Origin of the sequence: Streptomyces sp. NPDC057486, assembly GCF_042802415.1 — a bacterium.
Lineage (GTDB): Bacteria > Actinomycetota > Actinomycetes > Streptomycetales > Streptomycetaceae > Streptomyces > Streptomyces yanii.
In genome coordinates, this window is the sequence record NZ_JBHVEE010000032.1 from 1 (window position 1) to 21,094 (window position 21,094).

Below are 21,094 nucleotides of genomic sequence, written 5' to 3' on the forward strand. Positions count from 1 at the left end.
GGACTGACCTGCCCCCCCGGGAATCAACAGAAAACCACACCCCCCGGGCGCGCAACCAGCGCTCCCGCGCGGTGCCATATCCGAACCACTCCACGGAGGCCCTGCGGTGAACGAACTGCCGCAACAGCTGGCCAATGGACTCATCCTCGGCGCGATGTACGGTCTCATCGCGATCGGCTACACGATGGTCTACGGAATCATCCAGCTCATCAACTTCGCCCACGGCGAGATCTTCATGATCGGAGGCTTCGGAGCTCTCACCGTGTACCTCTGGATGCCGGCCGGCTCCAACCTCCTCGCAATCGTCCCCCTCATGATCATCGGCGGCGTCATATGCTCCGTCGCCATCAGCGTCGCAGCCGAACGCTTCGCCTACCGGCCCCTGCGCACCGCACCCAGACTCGCCCCGCTGATCACCGCGATCGGACTCTCCCTCGCACTCCAGCAGGCCATCTGGAAGTGGTACCCCAACGCCACGAAGGACCACCCCTTCCCCCAGTTCAAGGGCGACGCCTTCGACTTCCTCGGCGCCAACATCCAGCGCGGTGACCTCTTCGTCCTCATCGCCGCACCCGTCTGCATGATCGCCCTCGGCCTCTTCGTCTCCAAGACCCGCTCCGGCCGCGGCATGCAGGCAACCTCGCAGGACCCGGACACCGCCAAGCTCATGGGCATCAACACCGACCGCATCATCGTCATGGCCTTCGCCATCGGCGCCACGTTCGCAGCCGTCGCAGCCGTCGCCTACGGGCTCAAGAACGGCCAGATCGGCTTCCGCATGGGCTTCCTCATGGGCCTCAAGGCGTTCACCGCAGCCGTACTCGGCGGCATCGGCAACATCTACGGCGCCATGCTCGGCGGAGTCGTACTCGGCGTCGCCGAATCCCTCGCCATCGGCTACATGAGCGACGTCCCCGGCATGGACCTCTTCGGTGGCGGCGCCTGGAAGGACGTGTGGGCCTTCGTCCTCCTCATCATCGTCCTGCTGCTCAGGCCCCAGGGCCTGCTCGGCGAACGCGTCGCGGATCGGGCGTGATACGGATGACCACCCACACCACACCGGCACGGGACACGCTCGTCCCGCTGCCCGCCCCCGTCGCCCGCGCGCTCACCGCCGCAGGCGCCGCCATCGCCCTCGCGGGCACCTTCCTCGCCTGGACCTGGACCTCCGAATTCCCCGGCGACCTCACCGTCACCGGCTACCCCGGCGGCCTCCAGATCCTCACCCTCACCAGCGCCACCCTCACCCTCCTCTTCGTACTCAGCGGATACGGCATCCGAGGACTCGGCTGGCTCACCCCCGGCGGCACCAACAGCCCCGTCCGGCTCCTCGCCCTCGGCACCCTCGGCACCACCGGCTACACCATGGGAGCCATCGCCTTCGAGCTCGGCGGCGTCGTCAACCTCGAACCCGGCGCCTGGGTCAGCGGCATCGGCGCACTCATCTCCACCGTCGCCGCACTCGCACTCCCCAGCGACGAACCGCTCCCCCAGCACGAACCCCGGCCCGGCGCCTGGCAGCGCTTCCGCAACAGCCTCACCGCACCCGCGGCACCCCGCGCCAAAGCACTCCCCGCCTGGGCCGAAATCCTCATCATCACCGCGGCCTTCGGCGCCATGCTGTACGTCTTCACCTACGGCATCGACATCCCCACCGAGGAATCCGAACAGTTCATCGGCTTCCTCATCACCGCAGCCTTCGCGTTCACCGCAATCACCCGCGCCGGACTCATCTCCCGCATCACCGCGCTGACCACGAAGCACCGCAACGTCGCCCTCACCGCAGCCCTGGTCGCAGCACTCTGCTTCCCCCTCACCCAGGACACCGCGGAATACACCCTCATCGGCGTCAACATCCTCATCTTCGCGACCGTCGCCCTCGGCCTCAACGTCGTCGTCGGCCTCGCCGGGCTCCTCGACCTCGGCTACGTCGCCTTCCTCGGCGTCGGCGCCTACGCCGCGGCCCTCGTCTCCGGCGCACCCCTCTCCGCCATCGGCGTCCAGTTCCCCTTCTGGGCCGCCGTCCTCACCGGAGCCGCAGTCTCACTCGTCTTCGGCGTCCTCATCGGCGCCCCGACCCTCCGACTGCGCGGCGACTACCTCGCCATCGTCACCCTCGGCTTCGGAGAGATCTTCCGCGTCACCGTCAACAACCTCAACGGCAACAGCGGCCCCGACCTCACCAACGGCTCCCAAGGCATCCCCAGCATCCCGGACCTCAACCTCCTCGGGATCGACTTCGGAATCAGCCACGACATCGGCCCCTTCACCCTCAGCAGGCCAGCCAACTACTACCTGCTGATGCTCGTCGTCACCGCCGTCGTCGTCCTCGTCTTCCGCCGCTCCGGAGAATCCCGCATCGGACGCGCCTGGGTCGCCATCCGCGAAGACGAAACCGCCGCCACCGCCATGGGCATCAACGCCTTCCGGCTCAAGCTGCTCGCCTTCGCCCTCGGCGCGACCCTCGCCGGCCTCGCCGGCACCGTCCAGTCACACGTCAACTACACCGTGACGCCCGAGCAGTACCAGTTCGCCGGCTCCGTACCCCCGAACTCCGCCTTCCTCCTCGCCGCCGTCATCCTCGGCGGCATGGGAACCCTCAGCGGACCCTTCGTCGGCGCGGCGCTGCTCTACCTCATCCCGGCCAAACTCCAGTTCATGCAGGACTACCAGCTGTTCCTCTTCGGCATCGCGCTCATCCTCCTGATGCGCTTCCGCCCCGAAGGCCTCGTCGCCGACCGCAGGAAACAGCTCGAGTTCCACGAGAACGACCCGATCGACGTACCGGAACCACGGCAGTCCGAGGAAACCGGCGCCGGCATCGCCAAGGCGGGGGCGTGACCACCATGACCACCACCACGAAAACCGCCACCACCGTCCTCGACGCAAGCGGCGTGACCATGCGCTTCGGCGGCCTCACCGCCGTACGCAACGTCGACCTCACCGTCAACGCAGGCGAAATCGTCGGCCTCATCGGACCCAACGGCGCCGGCAAAACCACCTTCTTCAACTGCCTCACCGGGCTCTACGTCCCCACCGAAGGCAAAGTCAGCTACAAGGGCACCGTCCTGCCGCCCAAGCCCCACCTCGTCACCCAGGCAGGCATCGCCCGCACCTTCCAGAACATCCGGCTCTTCGCCAACATGACCGTCCTGGAAAACGTCCTCGTCGGACGCCACACCCGCACCAAAGAAGGCCTCTGGTCCGCCCTCCTGCGCCTCCCCGGCTTCACCAAGGCCGAGAACGCCAGCCGGGAACGCGCCATGGAACTCCTGGAATTCATCGGCCTCCACACCAAGGCCGACCACCTCGCGCGCAACCTCCCCTACGGAGACCAGCGCAAGCTGGAAATCGCCCGCGCCCTCGCCAGCGACCCCGGACTCCTCCTCCTCGACGAGCCCACCGCCGGCATGAACCCCCAGGAAACCCGCGTCACCGAAGAACTCATCTTCGCCATCCGCGACCAAGGCATCGCCGTCCTCGTCATCGAGCACGACATGCGGTTCATCTTCAACCTCTGCGACCGCGTCGCCGTCCTCGTACAGGGCGAAAAACTCGTCGAAGGCACCTCCGACGTCGTCCAGAGCGACGAACGCGTCGTCGCCGCCTATCTCGGCACCCCCTTCGAAGGCGCCCCCGGCGCCGAAGAAGTCGCCGAAGTCGAAGCAGCGGAAGCCGAAGCACACGCCGAAGCCCCCGCCGACGACGACACCAGCACCACCCGCACCGAAGAGGAGGACACCCGATGACCGCACTGCTCCAGGTCGAAGACCTCCGCGTCGCCTACGGCAAGATCGAAGCCGTCAAAGGCATCTCCTTCACCGTCGAAGTCGGCCAGGTCGTCACCCTCATCGGCACCAACGGCGCAGGCAAGACCACCACCCTGCGCACCCTCTCCGGCCTCCTCAAGCCCATCGGCGGCCAGATCCTCTTCGAGGGCAAACCCCTCACCAACATCCCCGCCCACAAGATCGTCTCCCTGGGCCTCGCCCACTCCCCCGAGGGACGCCACATCTTCCCCCGGCTGACGATCACCGAGAACCTCCTCCTCGGCGCCTACCTCCGCAGCGACAAAGCAGGCATCGAAAAGGACGTCCAGCGCGCCTACGACCTCTTCCCCATCCTCGGGGAACGACGGAAGCAGGCCGCAGGAACCCTCTCGGGCGGCGAGCAGCAAATGCTCGCCATGGGCCGCGCCCTCATGTCCCAGCCCAAACTGCTCATGCTCGACGAGCCCTCCATGGGCCTCTCCCCGATCATGATGCAGAAGATCATGGAGACCATCGTCGAGCTGAAGGCCCAGGGCACCACCATCCTGCTCGTCGAGCAGAACGCCCAGGCCGCGCTCTCACTCGCCGACGAGGGCCACGTCATGGAGGTCGGCAAGATCGTCCTCTCCGGAACCGGCCAGAACCTCCTCCACGACGAATCCGTCCGCAAGGCGTACCTCGGCGAGGACTGACCCGCACCATTCCACACGGATGAGGCCCGCACCCCGATCGATCCGGGGTGCGGGCCTCATCCGTACGTACCTACGCGGCTACTCGCCGTCCTTCGCCGCTTTCTTCTTCTCCTCGGCATCCTCGATCAACGCCTCGGCGAGCTGCTGCATCGACAGTCGACGATCCATCGACGTCTTCTGGATCCACCGGAACGCCGCCGGCTCCGACAGCCCGTAATCCGTCTGCAGAATGCTCTTCGCCCGGTCCACCAGCTTCCGCGTCTCCAGCCGCTGCGCGAGGTCCGCGACCTCGCTCTCCAGAGCCTTCAGCTCCGCGAACCGGGACACGGCCATCTCGATGGCCGGCACCACGTCGCTCTTGCTGAACGGCTTCACGAGGTACGCCATCGCCCCGGCGTCCCGCGCCCGCTCGACCAGGTCGCGCTGTGAGAAAGCGGTGAGCATCAGGACGGGCGCGATGGACTCCTCGGAGATGCGCTCGGCAGCGGAGATGCCGTCGAGGATCGGCATCTTCACATCGAGGATGACGAGGTCGGGCCGGTGCTCCCGGGCGAGCTCGACCGCCTTCTCGCCGTCACCGGCCTCGCCGACGACCGCGTAGCCCTCTTCCTCGAGCATCTCTTTGAGGTCGAGGCGGATGAGGGCCTCGTCCTCGGCGATGACGACGCGGGTCGTCAGCGGCGGGACGTGCGACTTGTCGTCGTCGGCGACGGGCTGGGGCGACTCGGGCGTGGTCACGGGGCTCCTCGGTGTGGGGCACAATACTCCTCCCACGAGCCTACCTATTCGCTCGTCACACAGCCTTGCCCGGGTATTCCGTCCAGCGGAAATGCGGCGAGTCAGGGACACAGTGGCCTTCAGCTCGGCGCGGGCGCTGAGCCGGCAGGTACAGACGCCGATGGGGACGAGCCACGGGGCACCCGATCCGACGAGCAGCCGGCACCGCCGGAGCCCTGCACCCGGCACGGCAGCCAGGTCGCCGGCCCGGCCCACCCACAACACACTGGCGCACCCGCTCGAGACACGACGAGGGCCCGTCGGCTCGCCGACGGGCCCTCATGCGCATTCGAAGCCAAGGGACAGCCCTTAGCCCTCCGCGACAATGCGGCGCGCCGCCTCGGCCTTCTTCTGGTGGGCCGTGCGCAGCCTTTCCAGGGCCTCGACGTTCTTCTCGACGTCCGCCTTCTGGATCCTGGACTCGGCCTTGAACCAAATGTCGAGCAATCCCGTCTCCTCCTTGCACCGCACGTCCGCGACCGCGGTCTTCTTCTCCTTCGCGGCGACTGCCCTGCCCTGGAACACAGGGCTATTCAGCGGGCTCATCGGGGACTCATATCGGAAGCCGGAATTCCGCATGCATGCGGACCATTTCCGGAATCCCTCCTTCACCGACGGGTCCGTGAGTGATTCCTCATAGCTCTCGGTGGCGATACGGCTCGCGACCGCCGCCCCGGCCTGATCGTCGTACTCCTTCGAGAGCTTTCCGACCGACTGACCGAAACAGCCGTCCGCCGGGACGTCTTTCCCCTTGTACGTGACCTTTTCCCCGCCTCCCTGTTCCACACCCCGCTTTCCGTAGAACACCGGGAGGGCATCCGCCGGAAGGGCGGGCCGCGCCTTCGGCAGGGCTTCACGATTCGGGTGGTATCCGAAGCCCGCCGCCTCGCTCGCGCTCGACAGCCCATAGCGGCGGTCGGCGAGCTCGGGAGCATCCGTAGTCGGTTTCCGCGGCTCGTACACGATCCCGTACGTGCGCATGCAGCGGCGCGTCAGTACCTGCTGGGCGGACTCGATCGCGGTGTTCTCGGCGTCGGTGTAGCTGTACCGGGCGATGGGCAGCCGGTCGGTGTAGGTGACCTGCCGCTCGGCGGCCGGACCACCGGACGCGACGGGGTTCTCGGCGGCCCCGGCCGGGCCGCCGCCCTCACCCGCACCACTCCCGGGGGAGCAGCCGAGCAGGGCGGCGGCCAGGGCCAGGCAGGCCGGTGCCAGGCGTCGCATGCGGATCAGAACTTGTAGCAGTTGGCGTTGTAACGCCCGTAACCGAATGACGCGTTGTTGTTGTACGTCTTCACGAGACGGCTGGCGCCCTTGTAGGGCGGTATGGAGTCGCACGCGCCCGCGAGGTTGCTGTTGTAGTAGACGTTCAGGTCGAAGTCGCTGAGGTTCGACGCAGAGGCCGCATTGTTCTTGACGTACTGGCCTTTTCCGGAGCCGGTGTGCAGGAACGTGTAGCCGTTCAAGGAGTAGTGGTCGAAGCCCACGAACGCGGTATAGGAACCGGCGTAACCGCTGTTGTAGTAGAAGAGCATGCAGTACGGGTTGTAGTCATCGCAGTAGAGCGCCGCGGAGGCTTGCGACGGCGGGGCCATTCCGAGCACGAGTCCCGCCGTGGCAGTGGCGGTAAGGCCCAGAGAGGCGATCTTGCGGCGCACACGCATGGAGAATCCCCCTGTGTAGGTCAGACACTGATGGTGCAGCGCACGAATTCCTCGCCGCACGAGTCGCCCGATCGTAACACCCTTGATCCGTAAGGGAATTGAGTTTTTCGGCGCGCAACATCCCGGCGGAGGGACATCAGGGAGCATTCTGCCGATGTCTCTGAATGTGCCCACTTACAGGGCCCAATTCCCGTTCCCTGATCCCCCTGCGCCCCGAGGCCGAGTGCGAGCCTCGGCCGAGTACCGGGCCGGCGACTCGGCTCGCATCGCCGACCGGGCAATCGACGCCCTGCCCGGTGTTCGGCGAGCAGTCACCGGGATCCGGTCCTGGCGGCGCTCGCGAGGCGCGGACCGAGTGCGTTCGTCCCGCCGGTCAGCACGAAAGAGGGACATCGACCGCAGCGGCACATCCCGCGGTCCGCACCTGAGCTGCCGCCATCGACGACGGGCCGGTGTGACTCGGGGTGGTCACCGGGTTCCTCGTTCAGGGCAGGTGCTGCTGCGAACCAGCCCACCTACCTGCTGCACGCTTCTGTCACCAGGTACACTTCTGAGCGGCTACCAAGCCGGGTTGGCGGAATGGCAGACGCTGATGTCTCAAACACATCTGTCCGAAAGGACGTGCGGGTTCGACTCCCGCACCCGGCACGCTCAATAGCGGATGCTCACGTTCTCGTGAACATCCGCTTTTTGCTGCTCACGGCCACACCCCGTCACACAGGGTGGTCACGTGAACTTCCACGGCATGGAAGTGCGCCAGAAGGCGCTCAACCTCCTCCGGTCCGGCGCAAAGGGCGCGGACGTCGCACGTCAGCTGAATGTGCCTCGCGGCACCGTCTCGTACTGGCTCCCTGTTGATCGCTCCAAGCGGGGCGAGTGTCCGGGGTCACACAAGCCGAAGTGCCATCGGTGTGACGGCGTCGATCTCGACTCGACCTCCTGTGCGTACCTTCTGGGCCTCTACCTGGGTGATGGCCATATAAGCCAGTATTCACAGCATCGAGTGCCCAACCTCATGATCACTCCGGACGACCCCTGGCCCGGCATTCAGGACGAGGCCGAAGCGGCGATACGCAAGGTGTTCCCGGACAACGCCACCTGCCGGGTACAACATCTCCGTCGCCCGACGGGCGTCCGTCGCTCTCATGGACGCTCACGTCGGGCCGAAGCACTGACGACCGATCTACTTGGGGCTGTCGTCCTCGCCGATGTGGTGCACGCGGACCAGGTTCGTCGATCCGGGGACGCCGGGCGGGGAGCCGGCCGTGATGACCACGATGTCGCCCTTTTCGCAGCGGCCGATCCGCAGGAGCTCCTCGTCGACCTGGGCGACCATCGCGTCCGTGGAGTCGACGCGCGGGCCGAGGAAGGTCTCGACGCCCCATGTGAGGTTCAGCTGGGAGCGGGTGGCCGGGTCCGGGGTGAAGGCCAGCAGCGGGATGGGTGAGCGGTAGCGGGAGAGGCGCTTGACCGTGTCGCCGCTCTGGGTGAAGGCGACGAGGAACTTCGCGCCGAGGAAGTCGCCCATCTCGGCGGCTGCGCGGGCGACCGCGCCGCCCTGGGTGCGGGGCTTGTTGCGGTCGGTGAGCGGGGGCAGGCCCTTGGCGAGGATGTCTTCCTCGGCTGCTTCGACGATGCGGGACATCGTGCGGACCGTTTCGATGGGGTACTTGCCGACGCTGGTCTCGCCGGAGAGCATCACCGCGTCGGTGCCGTCGATGACGGCGTTGGCGACGTCGGATGCTTCGGCTCGGGTGGGGCGGGAGTTGTCGATCATCGAGTCGAGCATCTGGGTGGCGACGATGACCGGTTTGGCGTTGCGCTTGGCCAGTTTGATGGCGCGCTTCTGGACGATGGGGACTTGTTCGAGGGGCATTTCGACGCCGAGGTCGCCGCGGGCGACCATGATGCCGTCGAATGCGGCGACGATGTCGTCGATGTTCTCGACGGCCTGGGGTTTTTCGACTTTGGCGATGACGGGGAGGCGGCGGCCTTCTTCGTCCATGATGCGGTGGACGTCGTCGATGTCGCGTCCGCTGCGCACGAAGGAGAGGGCGATGACGTCGGCGCCGGTGCGCAGGGCCCAGCGGAGGTCTTCGATGTCCTTTTCGGAGAGTGCGGGGACGGAGACGGCGACGCCGGGGAGGTTGAGGCCCTTGTTGTCGGAGACCATGCCTCCTTCGATGACGGTGGTGTGGACGCGGGGGCCGTCGACGTCGGTGACTTCGAGGGTGACGCGGCCGTCGTCGACGAGGATGCGTTCGCCGGTGGTGACGTCGGTGTGGAGGCCTTCGTAGGTGGTGCCGCAGGTGTTGCGGTCGCCTTCGGTGGGTTCGACGGTGATGGTGAAGCTGTCGCCGCGTTCAAGGAGTACGGGGCCCTCGCGAAAGCGGCCCAGGCGGATCTTCGGGCCTTGAAGGTCGGCGAGGATCCCGACGCTGCGTCCGGTTTCGTCGGAGGCTTTGCGTACGTGGCGGTAGCGCTGTTCGTGTTCGACGTAGGAGCCGTGGCTGAGGTTGAAGCGGGCGATGTCCATTCCGGCTTCGACGAGTGCCTTGATCTGCTCGTATGTGTCGGTGGCTGGGCCCAGGGTGCAGACGATTTTTGCTCGGCGCATGGTTTGAGCCTAGACCTTACCTACGGGTAGCGAATTGGGTCTGCGTGTCGTCTCAACAACCTTTGGGTGAAGGGTTATTGACAAGTGTTGAATTGTGCAGCGGGGTGCTCTGATGAGCATTGTTTTCAGAGTTTTGGGGGTTCCATGGTGAAGCGGGCGTTCACCTGGGCCTAAGGGCTGCCGTTGGGGTTCGAGGTCGACGGCGGGGATGCTTCGGGTTCTGCTCCGCCGCATGCGGCACGGCCGCGGAAGCTGCCGGGGGCGGCCGGGGGTGCCGTAGGGGGCTGATGTGCGGGTCATGGGGCCACTGTCACGTCGGGGTCCGACCCGTGTGGTCATCAGATAGAAACCTGCAGGGGGTGTTGCGGGGCGCGGCCGGTGGGTCATTATCTACGCGCGTTGTGTACTGCGAGATCTGATCTGTGGGAGACGAGATGCCGCTCAACCGTAGGACGTTCCTGGGCACATCGGCTGCGGCCGGGGCCGGTGTGGCGATGGCCGGGGGTGTGGCTGTGCCTGCCGAGGCCCAGGGTCTCGGATCCGGGCGTCCGCCGAAGCGGTACTCGTTCACGGTGATGGGTACGACCGATCTGCATGGGAATGTCTTCAACTGGGACTACTTCACGGACAAGGAGTTCGACGACAAGGCGCACAACGATGTGGGTCTGGCGAAGATCTCGACGCTGGTGGAGCAGGTCCGTGCGGAGAAGGGCCGTCACAACACCCTGATGATCGATGCGGGTGACACGATCCAGGGCACTCAGCTTTCGTATTACTACGCGAAGATCGATCCGATCACGGCGCAGCGTGGTCCGATCCATCCGATGGCGCAGGCGATGAACGCGATCGGGTATGACGCGGCGGCGCTGGGCAACCATGAGTTCAACTACGGCATTCCGGTGCTGCGGAAGTTCGAGGAGCAGTGCGATTTTCCGCTGCTGGGTGCGAACGCGCTGGATGCGAAGACGTTGCGGCCGGCGTTCGCCCCGTATGTGATCAAGCAGATGCGTACGCCGCACGGTCGGGATGTGAAGGTGGCGATTCTGGGTCTGACGAACCCGGGGATCGCGATCTGGGACAAGGCGAATGTCAGCGGCAGGATGGTGTTCCCGGGGCTGGAGGAGCAGGCGGCGAAGTTCGTGCCGCGGCTTCGGTCCATGGGGGCGGATGTCGTGATCGTGTCGGCGCATTCGGGGACCAGTGGGACGTCGTCGTACGGTGATCAGGTTCCGTACGTGGAGAACGCGGCGGCTCTGGTGGCGGAGCAGGTGCCGGGTATCGATGCGATTCTTGTCGGTCATGCTCACCTGGAGATCCCCGAGTACTTCGTGGAGAACAAGGAGACGGGCAAGAAGGTGGTGCTCTCCGAGCCGTTGAAGTGGGGGCAGCGGTTGACGCTGTTCGACTTCGATCTGGTGTGGGAGAAGGGCCGCTGGGTGGTGGAGGGCGCGGGTTCGCGGGTGTTGAACTCGAACGTGGTGGCGGAGGACCCGAAGATCACGGGGTTGTTGGCGGATGAGCACAAGAAGGTTGTGGCATACGTCAATCAGGTGATCGGTACGTCTACGGCGGCGATGACGACGGCGGAGGCGGCCTGGAAGGACGAGCCGATCATTGATCTGATCAATGTGGTTCAGGCGGAGACGGTGAAGGCGGCTCTGGCGGGTGGCGCGTATGCGTCGCTGCCTGTGCTGTCGCAGGCGTCGTGTTTCTCCCGTACGGCGCAGATTCCGGCGGGGAATGTGACGATCAAGGATGCGGCGGGGCTGTATCCGTTCGAGAACACGCTTGAGGCACGGTTGCTGACGGGTGCGCAGATCAAGGATTATCTGGAGTTCTCGGCGCGGTATTACGTGCAGACGGCCGCGGGTGCTCCGGTGGATACGTCGAAGTTGACGAATGCGGACAACACGCCGGACTACAACTATGACGCGGTGTCGGGTCTGACGTATGAGATCGATATTGCGAAGCCGAATGGTTCGCGGATTGTGAATCTGTCGTTCGAGGGCAAGGCGATCGATCCGGCGGCGGAGTTCGTGCTGGCGGTGAACAATTATCGGGCGAGCGGTGGGGGTAACTTCCCGCATGTGCCGGGTGCGAAGCAGCTGTGGGCGAATTCGGAGGAGATCCGGAACACGATCATCGGCTGGGTGCAGGCGAAGGGTTCGGTGGATGGTGCGCAATTCGCTTCGGTCGACTGGCGGCTGACGCGGGACGGTGTGCCGGTGTTCTAGCGGTTGGGCGGGTGTGGCGGCCGTCTCCTCTTTGAGGGGGCGGCCGCCTTTTGTTGTGGGTGCGGGGGTCAGTTGCCTCGGACGAGCGGGATGAGGGCGGGGTGCTGGTGGGGGATGTGGGGGGTGTTCCCGGGGGTGAGGCCGAAGGTGGTGAAGGCGGTGCGTTGTGGGAGGGGGTAGGCGTTGGTCCGGGTGAGGTTGTTGAGGATGGTGGCGCTGCGCCAGGCGGCGAGTCCGAGGTCGGGGGCTCCGACGCCGTGGGTGTGGCGTTCGGCGTTCTGTACGTAGATGTTGCCGGTGACGGTGGGGTCGAGTTCGAGGCGGAACTGGGCGTCGATGCGGGGTCGTCCGGCGGCGTCGCGGCGGATGTGGGGGGTGAGGCCGGTGAGGAGGCGGTCGAGGGGGCGTTCGCGGTAGCCGGTGGCGAGGACGACGGCGTCGGTGGTGAGGCGGGTGCGGGTGTTCTGTTGGGTGTGTTCGAGGTGGAGTTCGACGCGGGTGTTGGCGAGGCGGCCTGCGGTGCGTACGTGGACGCCGGGGGTGAGGGTGGTGTCGGGCCAGCCGCCGTGGAGGGTGCGCCGGTAGAGCTCGTCGTGGATGGCGGCGATGGTGTCGGCGTCGATGCCTTTGTGAAGTTGCCATTGGTGCGGGATGAGTTCGTCGCGTACGGATTCGGGGAGTGCGTGGAAGTAGCGGCTGTAGTCGGGGGTGAAGTGTTCGAGGCCGAGCTTTGAGTACTCCATGGGGGCGAAGGCGCCGGTGCGGGCGAGCCAGTGGAGTCTTTCGTGTCCGGCGGGGCGGGCGCGGAGGAGGTCGAGGAAGATTTCGGCGCCTGATTGGCCGGAGCCGATGACGGTGATGTGTTCGGCCTGGAGCAGTTGTTCGCGGTGGTGGAGGTAGTCGGCGGAGTGGATGACGGGGACGGATTCGGCTTGGGCGAGGGGTTTGAGCGGGTCGGGGATGAAGGGTTCGGTGCCGATGCCGAGGGCGATGTGGCGGGTGTAGGCGCGGCCGAGGGCTTCGACTTCGCCGTGGGTGTCGAGTTGGGTGAAGTCGACTTCGTAGAGGGTGCGTTCGGGGTTCCAGCGGATGGCGTCGACTTGGTGGCCGAAGTGGAGTCCGGGGAGTTGGTCGGTGACCCAGCGGCAGTAGGCGTCGTATTCGGCGCGTGCGATGTGGAAGCGCTCGGCGAAGTAGAAGGGGAAGAGGCGGTCGCGGCTGCGTAGGTAGTTGAGGAACGTCCAGGGGCTTGAGGGGTCCGCGAGGGTGACGAGGTCGGCGAGGAAGGGGACCTGGAGGCTGGAGCCGTCGATGAGGAGTCCGGGGTGCCAGTGGAAGGCGGGGCGTTGTTCGTAGAAGGTCGCGGCGAGGGGGTGGATGCCGTGGGCGAGGGCGGCGAGGGAGAGGTTGAAGGGGCCGATGCCGATGCCGACGAGGTCGTGTGGCTGGCCGGGGTCGGGGGTGGGTCGGTCGGTCATCGGGGTGGGTTGCCTTTCTGGACTGTGTGAGTGAGGTGGGTGATGAGGTCGAGGAGGGTCTGGAGGTCGTGGCGGGTGGTGTGAGGGTTGAGAAGGGTGGCTTTGAGCCAGAGGCGGTTGTCGGCGTGGGCGCGGCCGAGGACGGCTCGGCCGGTGGTGAGGAGGGTGCGGCGGACGGTGGCGACGGTGTGGTCGGTGGCGTCGGTGGGGCGGAAGAGGACGGTGGTGATGGTGGGTGGTTGGTAGAGGTCGAGGGTGGGGTTGTGGGTGATGAGGTCGGCGAGTTGGTGGGCGGTGTTGACGGTGTGGTCGATGAGGTCGGCGAGTCCGTTGCGGCCGAGGGCTTGGAGGGTGACGGCGATCTTGAGTGCGTCGGGGCGGCGGGTGGTGCGCAGTGAGCGGCCGAGGAGGTCGGGGAGGCCGGCTTGGGTGTCGTCGTGGGCGTTGAGGTAGGGGGCGTGGTGGTGGAGCGGGTGGAGGTGGTGGTGGTCGGGGACGGCGAGGATGCCTGCTGAGGCGGGTTGCCAGCCGAGTTTGTGGAGGTCGAGGGTGACGCTGTGGGCGCGGTCGAGGCCGTGGATTTTGGTGCGGTGGGTGGGGCTGAAGAGGAGTGGTCCGCCGTAGGCGGCGTCGATGTGGAGTTCGGCGCCGTGGGTGGTGCAGAGGTCGGCGATGTCGTCGAGGGGGTCGATCTGTCCGGTGTCGGTGGTGCCTGCGGTGGCGGTGACGAAGAGGGCTCGGTGGGGGGTGCGGAGCCGGGTGAGGGCTTCTTCGAGTGCCGTGAGGTCCATGACGCCGGTGGGGGCGGGGATGGTGTGGGGTTCGGGGAGGCCGAGGAGCCAGGCGGCGCGGGTGATGCTGTGGTGGGCGTTGGCGCCGGTGACGGTCTGTACGGCGCCGTGGCGTTCGCGGGCGAGGAGGAGGGCGAGCTGGTTGGCTTCGGTGCCGCCGGTGGTGATGAGGGCGTCGGGGTGGGGTCGGTGGGGGTAGATCTCGGCGGCGAGTGCGGTGGTGGTGTCGGTCTCGAGGGTTGAGGCTGCGGGTGCTTGGTCCCAGGAGTCCATGGAGGGGTTGAGGGCGGAGGCGGCGAGGTCGGCGGCTGCGGCGAGGGCGAGGGGTGGGGTGTGGAGGTGGGCGGTGCAGTGGGGGTGTGCGGGGTCTGCGGCGCCTTGGGTGAGTGCGGTGATGAGGGTGCGGAGGGCGTGGTGGGGGCCGGTGCCCTGGTCGGGGATGAGGGGGTGGGTGGCGTGGTGTATGTGGTCGGTGACGGCTTGGGGTCCGCCGGCGGGTAGGGGGCCGTGGCGTTGTTCGGCTCCGTCGTGGAGTGCGGTGAGGACGGTGTCGAGGAGGGGGCGCAGGGCGGTGGGGCCGGTGGTGCCTCCGGCGAGGGGTGGGGTGGGCATGGTGGTGGGGTCCTTCGCGCGCGCGTGGGTGGACGTGTCAGCTTGTCCGGGTTTCTGGTGGCGCGGCCGGTGAGCTCGGTGATCTGAACTCGAAAGGGGGACGGGTGGTGGCTGTGGGGGTGGTGGTGGGGGGCGGTGGTGGTATGGGTGTGCCCGGCTTCCCCTCGGTGGTGAGGGTGGGCCGGGCACGGGTGGTGCGGTGTGTGGTTGTGGGGGTGGTGCGGGGTTGTGGGTCAGTGGGCGTTGCGTACGGCGAGGGCGCGGCGGAGGTCGTCGATCTGGTCGGCGAGCTTGCGGCGCAGGGCGGGGATGAGGGTGTTGCCGTCCAGTGCTTGTTCGCCGAGGTGGAGGTTGTCGGCGGTGATCGCGTAGGTGGGGAAGGCGTGGCGTCCCGCGGCTTCGGCGATGGCGGGGCCCCGGCGGGCGGCGAGTTGGGTGGCGTCCGGGTAGTAGCGCGGGACGTACTCACTGGTGAGATCGGTCTGTTCGGCTTGCCAGAAGCCTTGCGCGGTGGCGATGAAAAGGTAGTTGGAGAGGGTGTCGTCGTTGAACAGGGCGTCCCAGGCGGCGGCTTTGGCTTCGGGGGTGGGGAGGGCGGCGCGGCAGCGGGCGGCGCCTTCCTGGCCGGTGGCGCTGGGGTCGTTCTCGAGTTCGGTGGCGATGGTGGTTTCGTCGATGGCGCCGAGGGTGGCGAGGCGGGTGAGGATGCGCCAGCGGAGTTCGGGGTCGAGTTCGGGTCCGCCGGGGACGGTGCCGTCGGTGAGCCAGGTCTGGAGGGTGTCGGGCTGGGTGGCGGCGTCGATGAGGTGGCGTACGGCGGTGAGTCGGAGGCCGGGGTTGGTGCCGTCTTCTGTGCGGCGGATGAGGTCGCGGCAGAGGGAGGTGAGGGTGGCGAGGACTGCGGGGCGGTTCTCCGGGGTGACGTAGTGTGCGGCGATCTGGGTGCCGGCGAAGCCCAGGACGCCTTGGAGGAGGGCGAGGTCGGTTTCGTACGGGAGGTGGGTGCGGGCGGTTTCGAGGTAGGTGGCGGGGTCGAGTTCGCCGTCGCGGACCATGTCGCGGGCGCTGTTCCAGATGACGGCTCGGGTGAGGGCGTCGGGGATGCCGGAGAGGCTGCGTACGACGGTGTTCCAGGAGGGTGCGTCGGGGCGGATCTTGGCGTAGGTGAGGTCGCCGTCGTTGAGGACGAGGAGGGCGGGGCGGCGGCCGGGGCGGGTGGTGGGGGTGCCGTCCTGGGGGATGTCGAGTTCGAAGCGTTCGCGGAGGACGAGCTGGTCGGGGCCCGGCTGGGTGTCGAGGGTGTGGTCGTAGGCGCCGACGGCGATGCGGTGGGGGCGGGTGCCGTGGTGGTCGACGGTGAGGGACCAGGTGGTGTCGGCTTCTTCGACGTGGGGGGTGAGGGTGTCGACGCCGGTGGTGCGGAGCCATTGGTCGGCCCAGGCGTGGACGTCACGATCGGTGGCGGAGGCGAGGTTGTCGATGAAGTCGGCGAGGGTGGCGTTGCCGAATTTGTGGCGCGCGAAGTGGGTGTTGATGCCGGCGAGGAAGTCCTTCTCGCCGAGCCAGGTGACGAGCTGGCGGAGGGCGGATGCGCCCTTGGCGTAGGAGATGCCGTCGAAGTTGAGCATCGCGGATGCGGTGTCGGGGACCGCGGCGGGGTCGGGGGCGACGGGGTGGGTGGTGGGACGCTGGTCGGCGTCGTATCCCCAGCCCTTGCGGGCCACGCCGAAGTCGACCCAGGTGTCGGTGAAGCGGGTGGCTTCGGCGAGGGTCTGGTAGCCCATGTATTCGGCGAATGACTCGTTGAGCCAGATGTCGTCCCACCAGGCGAGGGTGACGAGGTCGCCGAACCACATGTGGGCCATTTCGTGGGCGATGACCATGCCGCGGACTTGGCGTTCGGTGTCGGTGACGGCGGAGCGGTAGATGAATTCGTCGCGGAAGGTGACGAGTCCGGGGTTCTCCATGGCGCCGGCATTGAATTCGGGGACGAATGCCTGGTCGTAGGAGTCGAAGGGGTAGGGCTCGTCGAATTTTTCGTGGAAGCGGTCGAAGCAGGCGCGGGTGATGTCGAGGATTTCGTCGGCGTCGGCGTCGAGGTGGGGGGCGAGGGAGCGCCGGCAGTGTATGCCGAAGGGCTTCCCGGCGTGCTCGGTGGTGACGGAGTGCCAGGGTCCGGCGGCGACGGCGACGAGGTAGGTGGAGATCAGTGGGGTGGGGGCGATGGTCCACCGGCCGTTGCCGGTGTGTCGGGCGATGCCGTTGCCGAGGACGGTCGAGTTCTCGGGGGCGGTGACGGTGAGGGCGAAGACGGACTTGAGGTCGGGCTGGTCGAATGCGGCGAAGACGCGTTGGACGTCTTCCATGAAGAGCTGGGTGTAGAGGTAGGTTTCGCCGTCGGTGGGGTCGGTGAAGCGGTGCATGCCTTCGCCGGTGCGGGAGTAGCGCATGGCGGCGTCGATACGGAGTTCGTGTGCGCCGGGGGTGAGTGCGGTGAGGGGGAACCGGTTCTCGGTGAGGTCGGCGGGGTCGAGGGGCTGTCCGTCGAGGGTGATGGAGCGCAGGGTGGCGGGCTTGAGCTCGACGAAGGTGTCTCCGGCCGCGAGTGCGGTGAATTGGATGACGGTGCGGGAGTCGAAGGTGTCGTCTCCCGTGGTCAGATCGAGGTCGATCGTGTACTTGTCCACGTCGAGGAACTGGGCTCGGGTCTGCGCTTCGTCGCGCGTCAGTACGGACATGGATCCACTCTGCCGCATGGGGTGGGGGGTGCACAGGTGGGTTCTCGCAGGGCTGAGCCGGTGCGGGTTCGCGGGGTGGGTGCGCGGGGCGGGGTCGGCGGGATGGGTTCGGCGGGGTGGGTTCGCGGGGCGGTTCCACGCGGCGGGTCCGCGGGGTCAGTGTCCTGAGGTGGTCTCCGGCGGGGTGGGGTCGGCGCGCCGGTGGTGGAGGAGGACGACTCCGTTGCCGAAGGTGCGGGTCCCGGCGAGACGCAGGCCGGTTCTGGTGTCGGATGCCTGGAACAGGGGTTTGCCGCGTCCGATGAGTACGGGGTGGACGTAGATCCGGTATTCGTCGATCAGGTCGTGCTGTCGGAAGGCCGCTGCGAGATCGGCGCCGCCGAGGGCCAGGTCACCGCCGGGCTGTGCGGTGAGTGCCCGGATCTGTTCGGGGTCGACCTCGCGTAGGACGGTGGTGTTCCAGTCGGTGGTTTCCAGGGTCCGGGAGAACACGGTTTTGGGCATGTCCCGCCAGATTCGGGCGTAGTCCGCGACGGGTCCGGCGTTGGCGGGGTCGGCGTCGGCAGTGGGCCAGAAGTCCGCCATGAGCTCGTGGGTGACGCGTCCGGTGAGGAAGCCGCCCATGGTGCTGAGCTCTTCGTTGAAGTGGCGGTGCAGTTCGTCGTCGACGAGGTGCCAGCCGATGTCGCGGTCAGGTCCCTCGATGAATCCGTCGAGGGACACCGACGTCATCAGGATGATCTTCCTCGTCGTCTGTGTGCGGGAATCGGTCACGGGCCGGACGATACGCCTGCCCTGTGGGTGTGGGTCCGTGTCAGGATGATCTGCCCGAAATCCACCCTTCCTGATCACGGTCGGGCTCGGGTCGGCCCCGCTCTCAAGGCGCGGTACGTCGCGGGCCCCGCCTCACCACGGGTTCCGGCCGCGCAACGAAGCGTCACGACGGTGAGAAGATGTGGTTGCTGATCAGCCGGGCGGCGCCGACGACGCCGGCGACCTGGCCGAGTTCGCCGAGCACGATCGGCAGGTTGCCGGTCGCCAGCGGCAGCGACTGACCGTAGACCTGGGTGCGGATGCTCGCCAGGAGGTTGTGGCCCAGTCCGGTGAGCCCTCCTCCGATGACCACCAGGCCGGGGTTGAAGAAGCTGACCAGGCCGGCGATGACCTGACCGGTGCGGTTGCCTCCCCGGCGGATCAGATCCAGGGCCGCGGCGTCCCCGGCGGCCGCGGCGGCCGACACGTCCTCGGGGGTCAGCCTCCCGGCCGATGCAAGCCGTCCGGCCAGCTCCGTCGAGCGGCCGGACTGGGCGAACGCGGTCGCGTCGCGCACGAGGGCGTTCCCGCCGAAGTAGGCCTCCAGGCAACCCGTATTGCCGCAGGCGCACCGCAGCCCGTCCGGGTCCACCTGGATGTGGCCGATGTCACCGGCACTGCCGGTCATGCCGCGGTGGACCTCGCCGCCGACGACGATGCCGCAGCCGATGCCGGTCCCGAGCTTCACGCACAAGAAGTCACGTACGGACCGGGCGACGCCGGCCTGCTGCTCGCCCAGGGCCATCAGGTTCACGTCGTTGTCGACGAGGACGGGGCAACCGAGCTCCTGGCTCATCGCCTCGCGGACGGGGAAGCCGTTCCACCCGGGCATGATCGGCGGCGCGACGGGGACACCCTCCGGGAACCGGACGGGCCCCGGCACACCGATCCCGGCACCGTCGAAGTGTTCCGTCGACGTCGCCTCGCGCAGCTTGCCGGCCAACGCCAGCACCCGTTCGAAGACCGCGACCGGGCCGTCGCGCACGTCCAGCGGCTCGGCCACGTGGCCGAGGACCTCCAACTCTGCGTTGGTGACCGCGACATCCACGGAGGTGGCACCGATGTCCACGCCGAGGAACCGCAGCGACGGGGCGACCCGCACGTTGTGCGAGCGGCGGCCGCCGCGGGAGGCGGCCAGGCCGTCCGGGACGACCAGACCGGTTTCCAGCAGCCGGTCGATCTCGAACGCGAGCTTGGAGCGCGACAGCTCGACCAGGTCCCCCAGGGCGACCCGGGACTGCGGGCCGAGGTCGCGCAGGAGGCGGAGCAGCCGAGCCTGATGCATGTTGGCCGGTCGAACCGTCGTACTCCTCACGCCGCCCCCGTCGTGGTCAGAGCCGCTCGCATGCCCGGTGCTCGGGGGCGCGAATTCTACCGGACCGTAGCACCGTGCCGTCGACGGCAAAAGAAACCGAGTCACAGGACTTTCATCAGCAGTTGAACAAAGTCGGTTCGAAGCAGAACAGTCTCGTTGCCGCCCGGGCTCTTGCAGAGGCGGCCAGGCCCGATGGGGTGGAGCACGTCCAGCTCCACCCCATCGGTTCTGGTGCGTTGTCCGGTTCGCCCGGCGGGCCGCCGCCGCAGCCGACCGAGGTACATGGCTCAGGCGGCGTCACCGCCCGGCCGTGAACTCAGCGACCGGCGAGACTGTGGTTCGGCATGCCGACGTCGGACTGGCCGGCCGCCTTCTTGATCAGGGCGGCCTCCCGCTGGTCCAGGACTCCCTCCTTCCGCAGTGTCGTGACGATGTCCCCGACGTGTGAGACGAACGCGCCGTGGTTCTTCCAGGCCCGGTGGTCCTCGATCAGCTCGTTGACCGTGCAGCCGTTGGTCGTGACGCGGTTCGGGACACCGGTGTTGATCGAGCCGGTGAACACGGTGGAGCGGTCGTCCGTTTCAGGACAGTCGGTCGGCGGCTTGCTGTCGACGACGGTGAGGGACAGCGACTGCGGCGTGGAGGTGTTGCCGGCCTTGTCGCTGGCCCGGTAGAGCAAGGTGTGGCTCCCGGCTCTGTCGATCGCCACCGGGGCGGAGTACTGCAGGTAGGGGCCGCCGTCGAGGGAGTACTCGATCCTGGCCACACCCGACTCCGCGTCCGAAGCCGTCACCGTCACCGTCGCGCTGCCGACGTAGTCACCGGAGTCGTTCTTCGTGCCGGACACGGAGGCCGACACCTGCGGCGGCGTCCTGTCCGCGGGCGGAGCCGCCACGACGGTGAACTCCACCGACTGCGGTGTGGAGGTGTTGCCCGCCTTGTCGGTCGCCCGGTAGCTCAGCGTGTGCCGGCCCACGGCGTCGACGCCAACGGGCGCCGTGTAGCTGCGGTAGGACGCGCCGTCGAGGGAGTACTCGATTCCCGCCACGCCCGAATCGGCGTCGGAGGCGGTCACTGTGACGGTCGCGCTGGACACGTAGTTCCCGGCGGAGTCCTTGGTTCCGGACACTGTCGCGGAGGTCTCGGGCGGCGTGGTGTCCTTCGGCGGCTCCGGTGCCACGACAGTGAACTCCACCGACTTCACCGACGACGTGTTGCCCGCCTTGTCCGTCGCCCGGTAGCTCAACGTGTGCCGACCCACGCTGTTCACCACAACTGGCGTTGCATAGTTGCTGTATGAGGCACCGTCGAGGGCATATTCGATCCCGGCCACGCCCGACTCGGCATCGGAAGCGGTCACTGTGACCGTGGCGCTGGAAACGTAGTTCCCGGCGGAGTCCTTCGTCCCCGACACCGTCGCGGAGGTCTCGGGCGGCGTGGTGTCCTTCGGCGGCTCCGGCGCCACGACAGTGAACTCCACCGACTTCACCGACGAGGTGTTGCCCGCCTTGTCCGTCGCCCGGTAGCTCAACGTGTGCCGACCCACGGCGTCGACGTCAACCGGCACCGTGTAGCTGCGGTAGGACGCACCAT

General features: G+C 67.5%; 15 protein-coding genes, 1 tRNA gene and 1 pseudogene. 7 read left to right on the forward strand and 10 right to left on the reverse strand.

What is annotated here, in order from left to right:
• The first annotated feature begins 106 nt into the window (after positions 1-106).
• Genes ACFU6I_RS17225 through ACFU6I_RS17240 form a run of 4 tightly spaced genes read left to right on the forward strand, consistent with a single transcriptional unit; the run spans position 107 to position 4,462 of the window.
• Positions 107-1,036, forward strand: coding sequence for a branched-chain amino acid ABC transporter permease (locus tag ACFU6I_RS17225; RefSeq protein ID WP_384366936.1), 930 nt, complete (start codon positions 107-109; stop codon positions 1,034-1,036).
• Positions 1,037-1,041: 5 nt separating this feature from the next.
• Positions 1,042-2,841 (forward strand): branched-chain amino acid ABC transporter permease, encoded by a 1,800-nt coding sequence (locus ACFU6I_RS17230; protein ID WP_384366939.1) that lies wholly within the window; start codon positions 1,042-1,044, stop codon positions 2,839-2,841.
• Between the two features lie 5 nt (positions 2,842-2,846).
• The gene (locus ACFU6I_RS17235; protein WP_384367098.1) at positions 2,847-3,749 is read left to right on the forward strand and encodes an ABC transporter ATP-binding protein; all 903 of its coding nucleotides are present in this window, start codon (positions 2,847-2,849) and stop codon (positions 3,747-3,749) included.
• On the forward strand, positions 3,746-4,462 hold the full coding sequence (locus ACFU6I_RS17240; protein ID WP_384366942.1) for an ABC transporter ATP-binding protein: 717 nt from the start codon (positions 3,746-3,748) through the stop codon (positions 4,460-4,462). Before ACFU6I_RS17235 ends, ACFU6I_RS17240 begins: the two co-directional genes overlap by 4 nt.
• Positions 4,463-4,540: 78 nt before the next feature.
• On the opposite strand, the gene ACFU6I_RS17245 is transcribed toward ACFU6I_RS17240, so the two are convergent.
• The 3 genes from ACFU6I_RS17245 to ACFU6I_RS17255 form a co-directional block, all read right to left on the reverse strand.
• A complete protein-coding gene (locus tag ACFU6I_RS17245) occupies positions 4,541-5,200 on the reverse strand; it encodes a response regulator (protein ID WP_345514679.1) in 660 nt (219 codons plus the stop codon).
• A gap of 348 nt (positions 5,201-5,548) precedes the next feature.
• Entirely contained in the window at positions 5,549-6,463 is a 915-nt protein-coding gene (locus ACFU6I_RS17250; protein ID WP_384366945.1) for a hypothetical protein, read from the reverse strand.
• A gap of 5 nt (positions 6,464-6,468) precedes the next feature.
• Positions 6,469-6,903, reverse strand: coding sequence for a peptidase inhibitor family I36 protein (locus ACFU6I_RS17255; RefSeq protein WP_384366948.1), 435 nt, complete (start codon positions 6,901-6,903; stop codon positions 6,469-6,471).
• A gap of 565 nt (positions 6,904-7,468) precedes the next feature.
• Here ACFU6I_RS17255 and ACFU6I_RS17260 point away from each other — a divergent pair.
• A tRNA-Leu gene (locus ACFU6I_RS17260) sits at positions 7,469-7,551 on the forward strand.
• Positions 7,552-7,633: 82 nt separating this feature from the next.
• Positions 7,634-8,014: pseudogene (locus tag ACFU6I_RS17265) on the forward strand (helix-turn-helix domain-containing protein); the annotation flags it as partial.
• Between the two features lie 72 nt (positions 8,015-8,086).
• On the opposite strand, the gene pyk reads toward ACFU6I_RS17265, so the two are convergent.
• Positions 8,087-9,520 (reverse strand): pyruvate kinase, encoded by a 1,434-nt coding sequence (pyk, locus tag ACFU6I_RS17270; protein WP_345514676.1) that lies wholly within the window; start codon positions 9,518-9,520, stop codon positions 8,087-8,089.
• 434 nt (positions 9,521-9,954) lie between these two features.
• Between pyk and ACFU6I_RS17275 the strand changes: the two genes are divergently transcribed.
• Positions 9,955-11,754, forward strand: a complete 1,800-nt coding sequence (locus tag ACFU6I_RS17275; protein ID WP_384366951.1) for a bifunctional metallophosphatase/5'-nucleotidase — start codon at positions 9,955-9,957, stop codon at positions 11,752-11,754.
• A 68-nt stretch (positions 11,755-11,822) separates the two neighbouring features.
• Here ACFU6I_RS17275 and ACFU6I_RS17280 read toward each other — a convergent pair whose 3' ends face one another.
• From ACFU6I_RS17280 to ACFU6I_RS17305, 6 genes are all read right to left on the reverse strand, one after another.
• Complete coding sequence (locus ACFU6I_RS17280) at positions 11,823-13,232, reverse strand: lysine N(6)-hydroxylase/L-ornithine N(5)-oxygenase family protein (RefSeq protein ID WP_384366954.1); 1,410 nt, start codon at positions 13,230-13,232, stop codon at positions 11,823-11,825.
• Positions 13,229-14,635 (reverse strand): pyridoxal phosphate-dependent decarboxylase family protein, encoded by a 1,407-nt coding sequence (locus tag ACFU6I_RS17285; protein ID WP_384366957.1) that lies wholly within the window; start codon positions 14,633-14,635, stop codon positions 13,229-13,231. Before ACFU6I_RS17285 ends, ACFU6I_RS17280 begins: the two co-directional genes overlap by 4 nt.
• A 233-nt stretch (positions 14,636-14,868) precedes the next feature.
• Positions 14,869-17,373 (reverse strand): aminopeptidase N, encoded by a 2,505-nt coding sequence (gene pepN, locus ACFU6I_RS17290; RefSeq protein ID WP_384366960.1) that lies wholly within the window; start codon positions 17,371-17,373, stop codon positions 14,869-14,871.
• Between the two features lie 156 nt (positions 17,374-17,529).
• The gene (locus ACFU6I_RS17295; protein WP_384366963.1) at positions 17,530-18,147 is read right to left on the reverse strand and encodes a dihydrofolate reductase family protein; all 618 of its coding nucleotides are present in this window, start codon (positions 18,145-18,147) and stop codon (positions 17,530-17,532) included.
• Between the two features lie 163 nt (positions 18,148-18,310).
• Entirely contained in the window at positions 18,311-19,471 is a 1,161-nt protein-coding gene (locus tag ACFU6I_RS17300) for an ROK family protein (RefSeq protein WP_384366966.1), read from the reverse strand.
• A 346-nt stretch (positions 19,472-19,817) separates the two neighbouring features.
• On the reverse strand, positions 19,818-21,094 hold a 1,277-nt coding region (locus ACFU6I_RS17305; RefSeq protein ID WP_384366969.1), incomplete at its 5' end, for an OmpL47-type beta-barrel domain-containing protein.

Excerpts from the sequence above, each read along its gene's own strand:
- ACFU6I_RS17230 (WP_384366939.1), top strand. The coding sequence starts at position 1,042 with ATGACCACCCACACCACACCGGCACGGGACACGCTCGTCCCGCTGCCC.
- ACFU6I_RS17235 (WP_384367098.1), top strand. The coding sequence starts at position 2,847 with ATGACCACCACCACGAAAACCGCCACCACCGTCCTCGACGCAAGCGGC.
- ACFU6I_RS17240 (WP_384366942.1), top strand. The coding sequence starts at position 3,746 with ATGACCGCACTGCTCCAGGTCGAAGACCTCCGCGTCGCCTACGGCAAG.
- ACFU6I_RS17250 (WP_384366945.1), bottom strand. The coding sequence starts at position 6,463 with ATGCGACGCCTGGCACCGGCCTGCCTGGCCCTGGCCGCCGCCCTGCTC.
- ACFU6I_RS17255 (WP_384366948.1), bottom strand. The coding sequence starts at position 6,903 with ATGCGTGTGCGCCGCAAGATCGCCTCTCTGGGCCTTACCGCCACTGCC.
- pyk (WP_345514676.1), bottom strand. The coding sequence starts at position 9,520 with ATGCGCCGAGCAAAAATCGTCTGCACCCTGGGCCCAGCCACCGACACA.
- ACFU6I_RS17275 (WP_384366951.1), top strand. The coding sequence starts at position 9,955 with ATGCCGCTCAACCGTAGGACGTTCCTGGGCACATCGGCTGCGGCCGGG.
- ACFU6I_RS17280 (WP_384366954.1), bottom strand. The coding sequence starts at position 13,232 with ATGACCGACCGACCCACCCCCGACCCCGGCCAGCCACACGACCTCGTC.
- ACFU6I_RS17285 (WP_384366957.1), bottom strand. The coding sequence starts at position 14,635 with ATGCCCACCCCACCCCTCGCCGGAGGCACCACCGGCCCCACCGCCCTG.
- pepN (WP_384366960.1), bottom strand. The coding sequence starts at position 17,373 with ATGTCCGTACTGACGCGCGACGAAGCGCAGACCCGAGCCCAGTTCCTC.
- ACFU6I_RS17300 (WP_384366966.1), bottom strand. The coding sequence starts at position 19,471 with ATGCATCAGGCTCGGCTGCTCCGCCTCCTGCGCGACCTCGGCCCGCAG.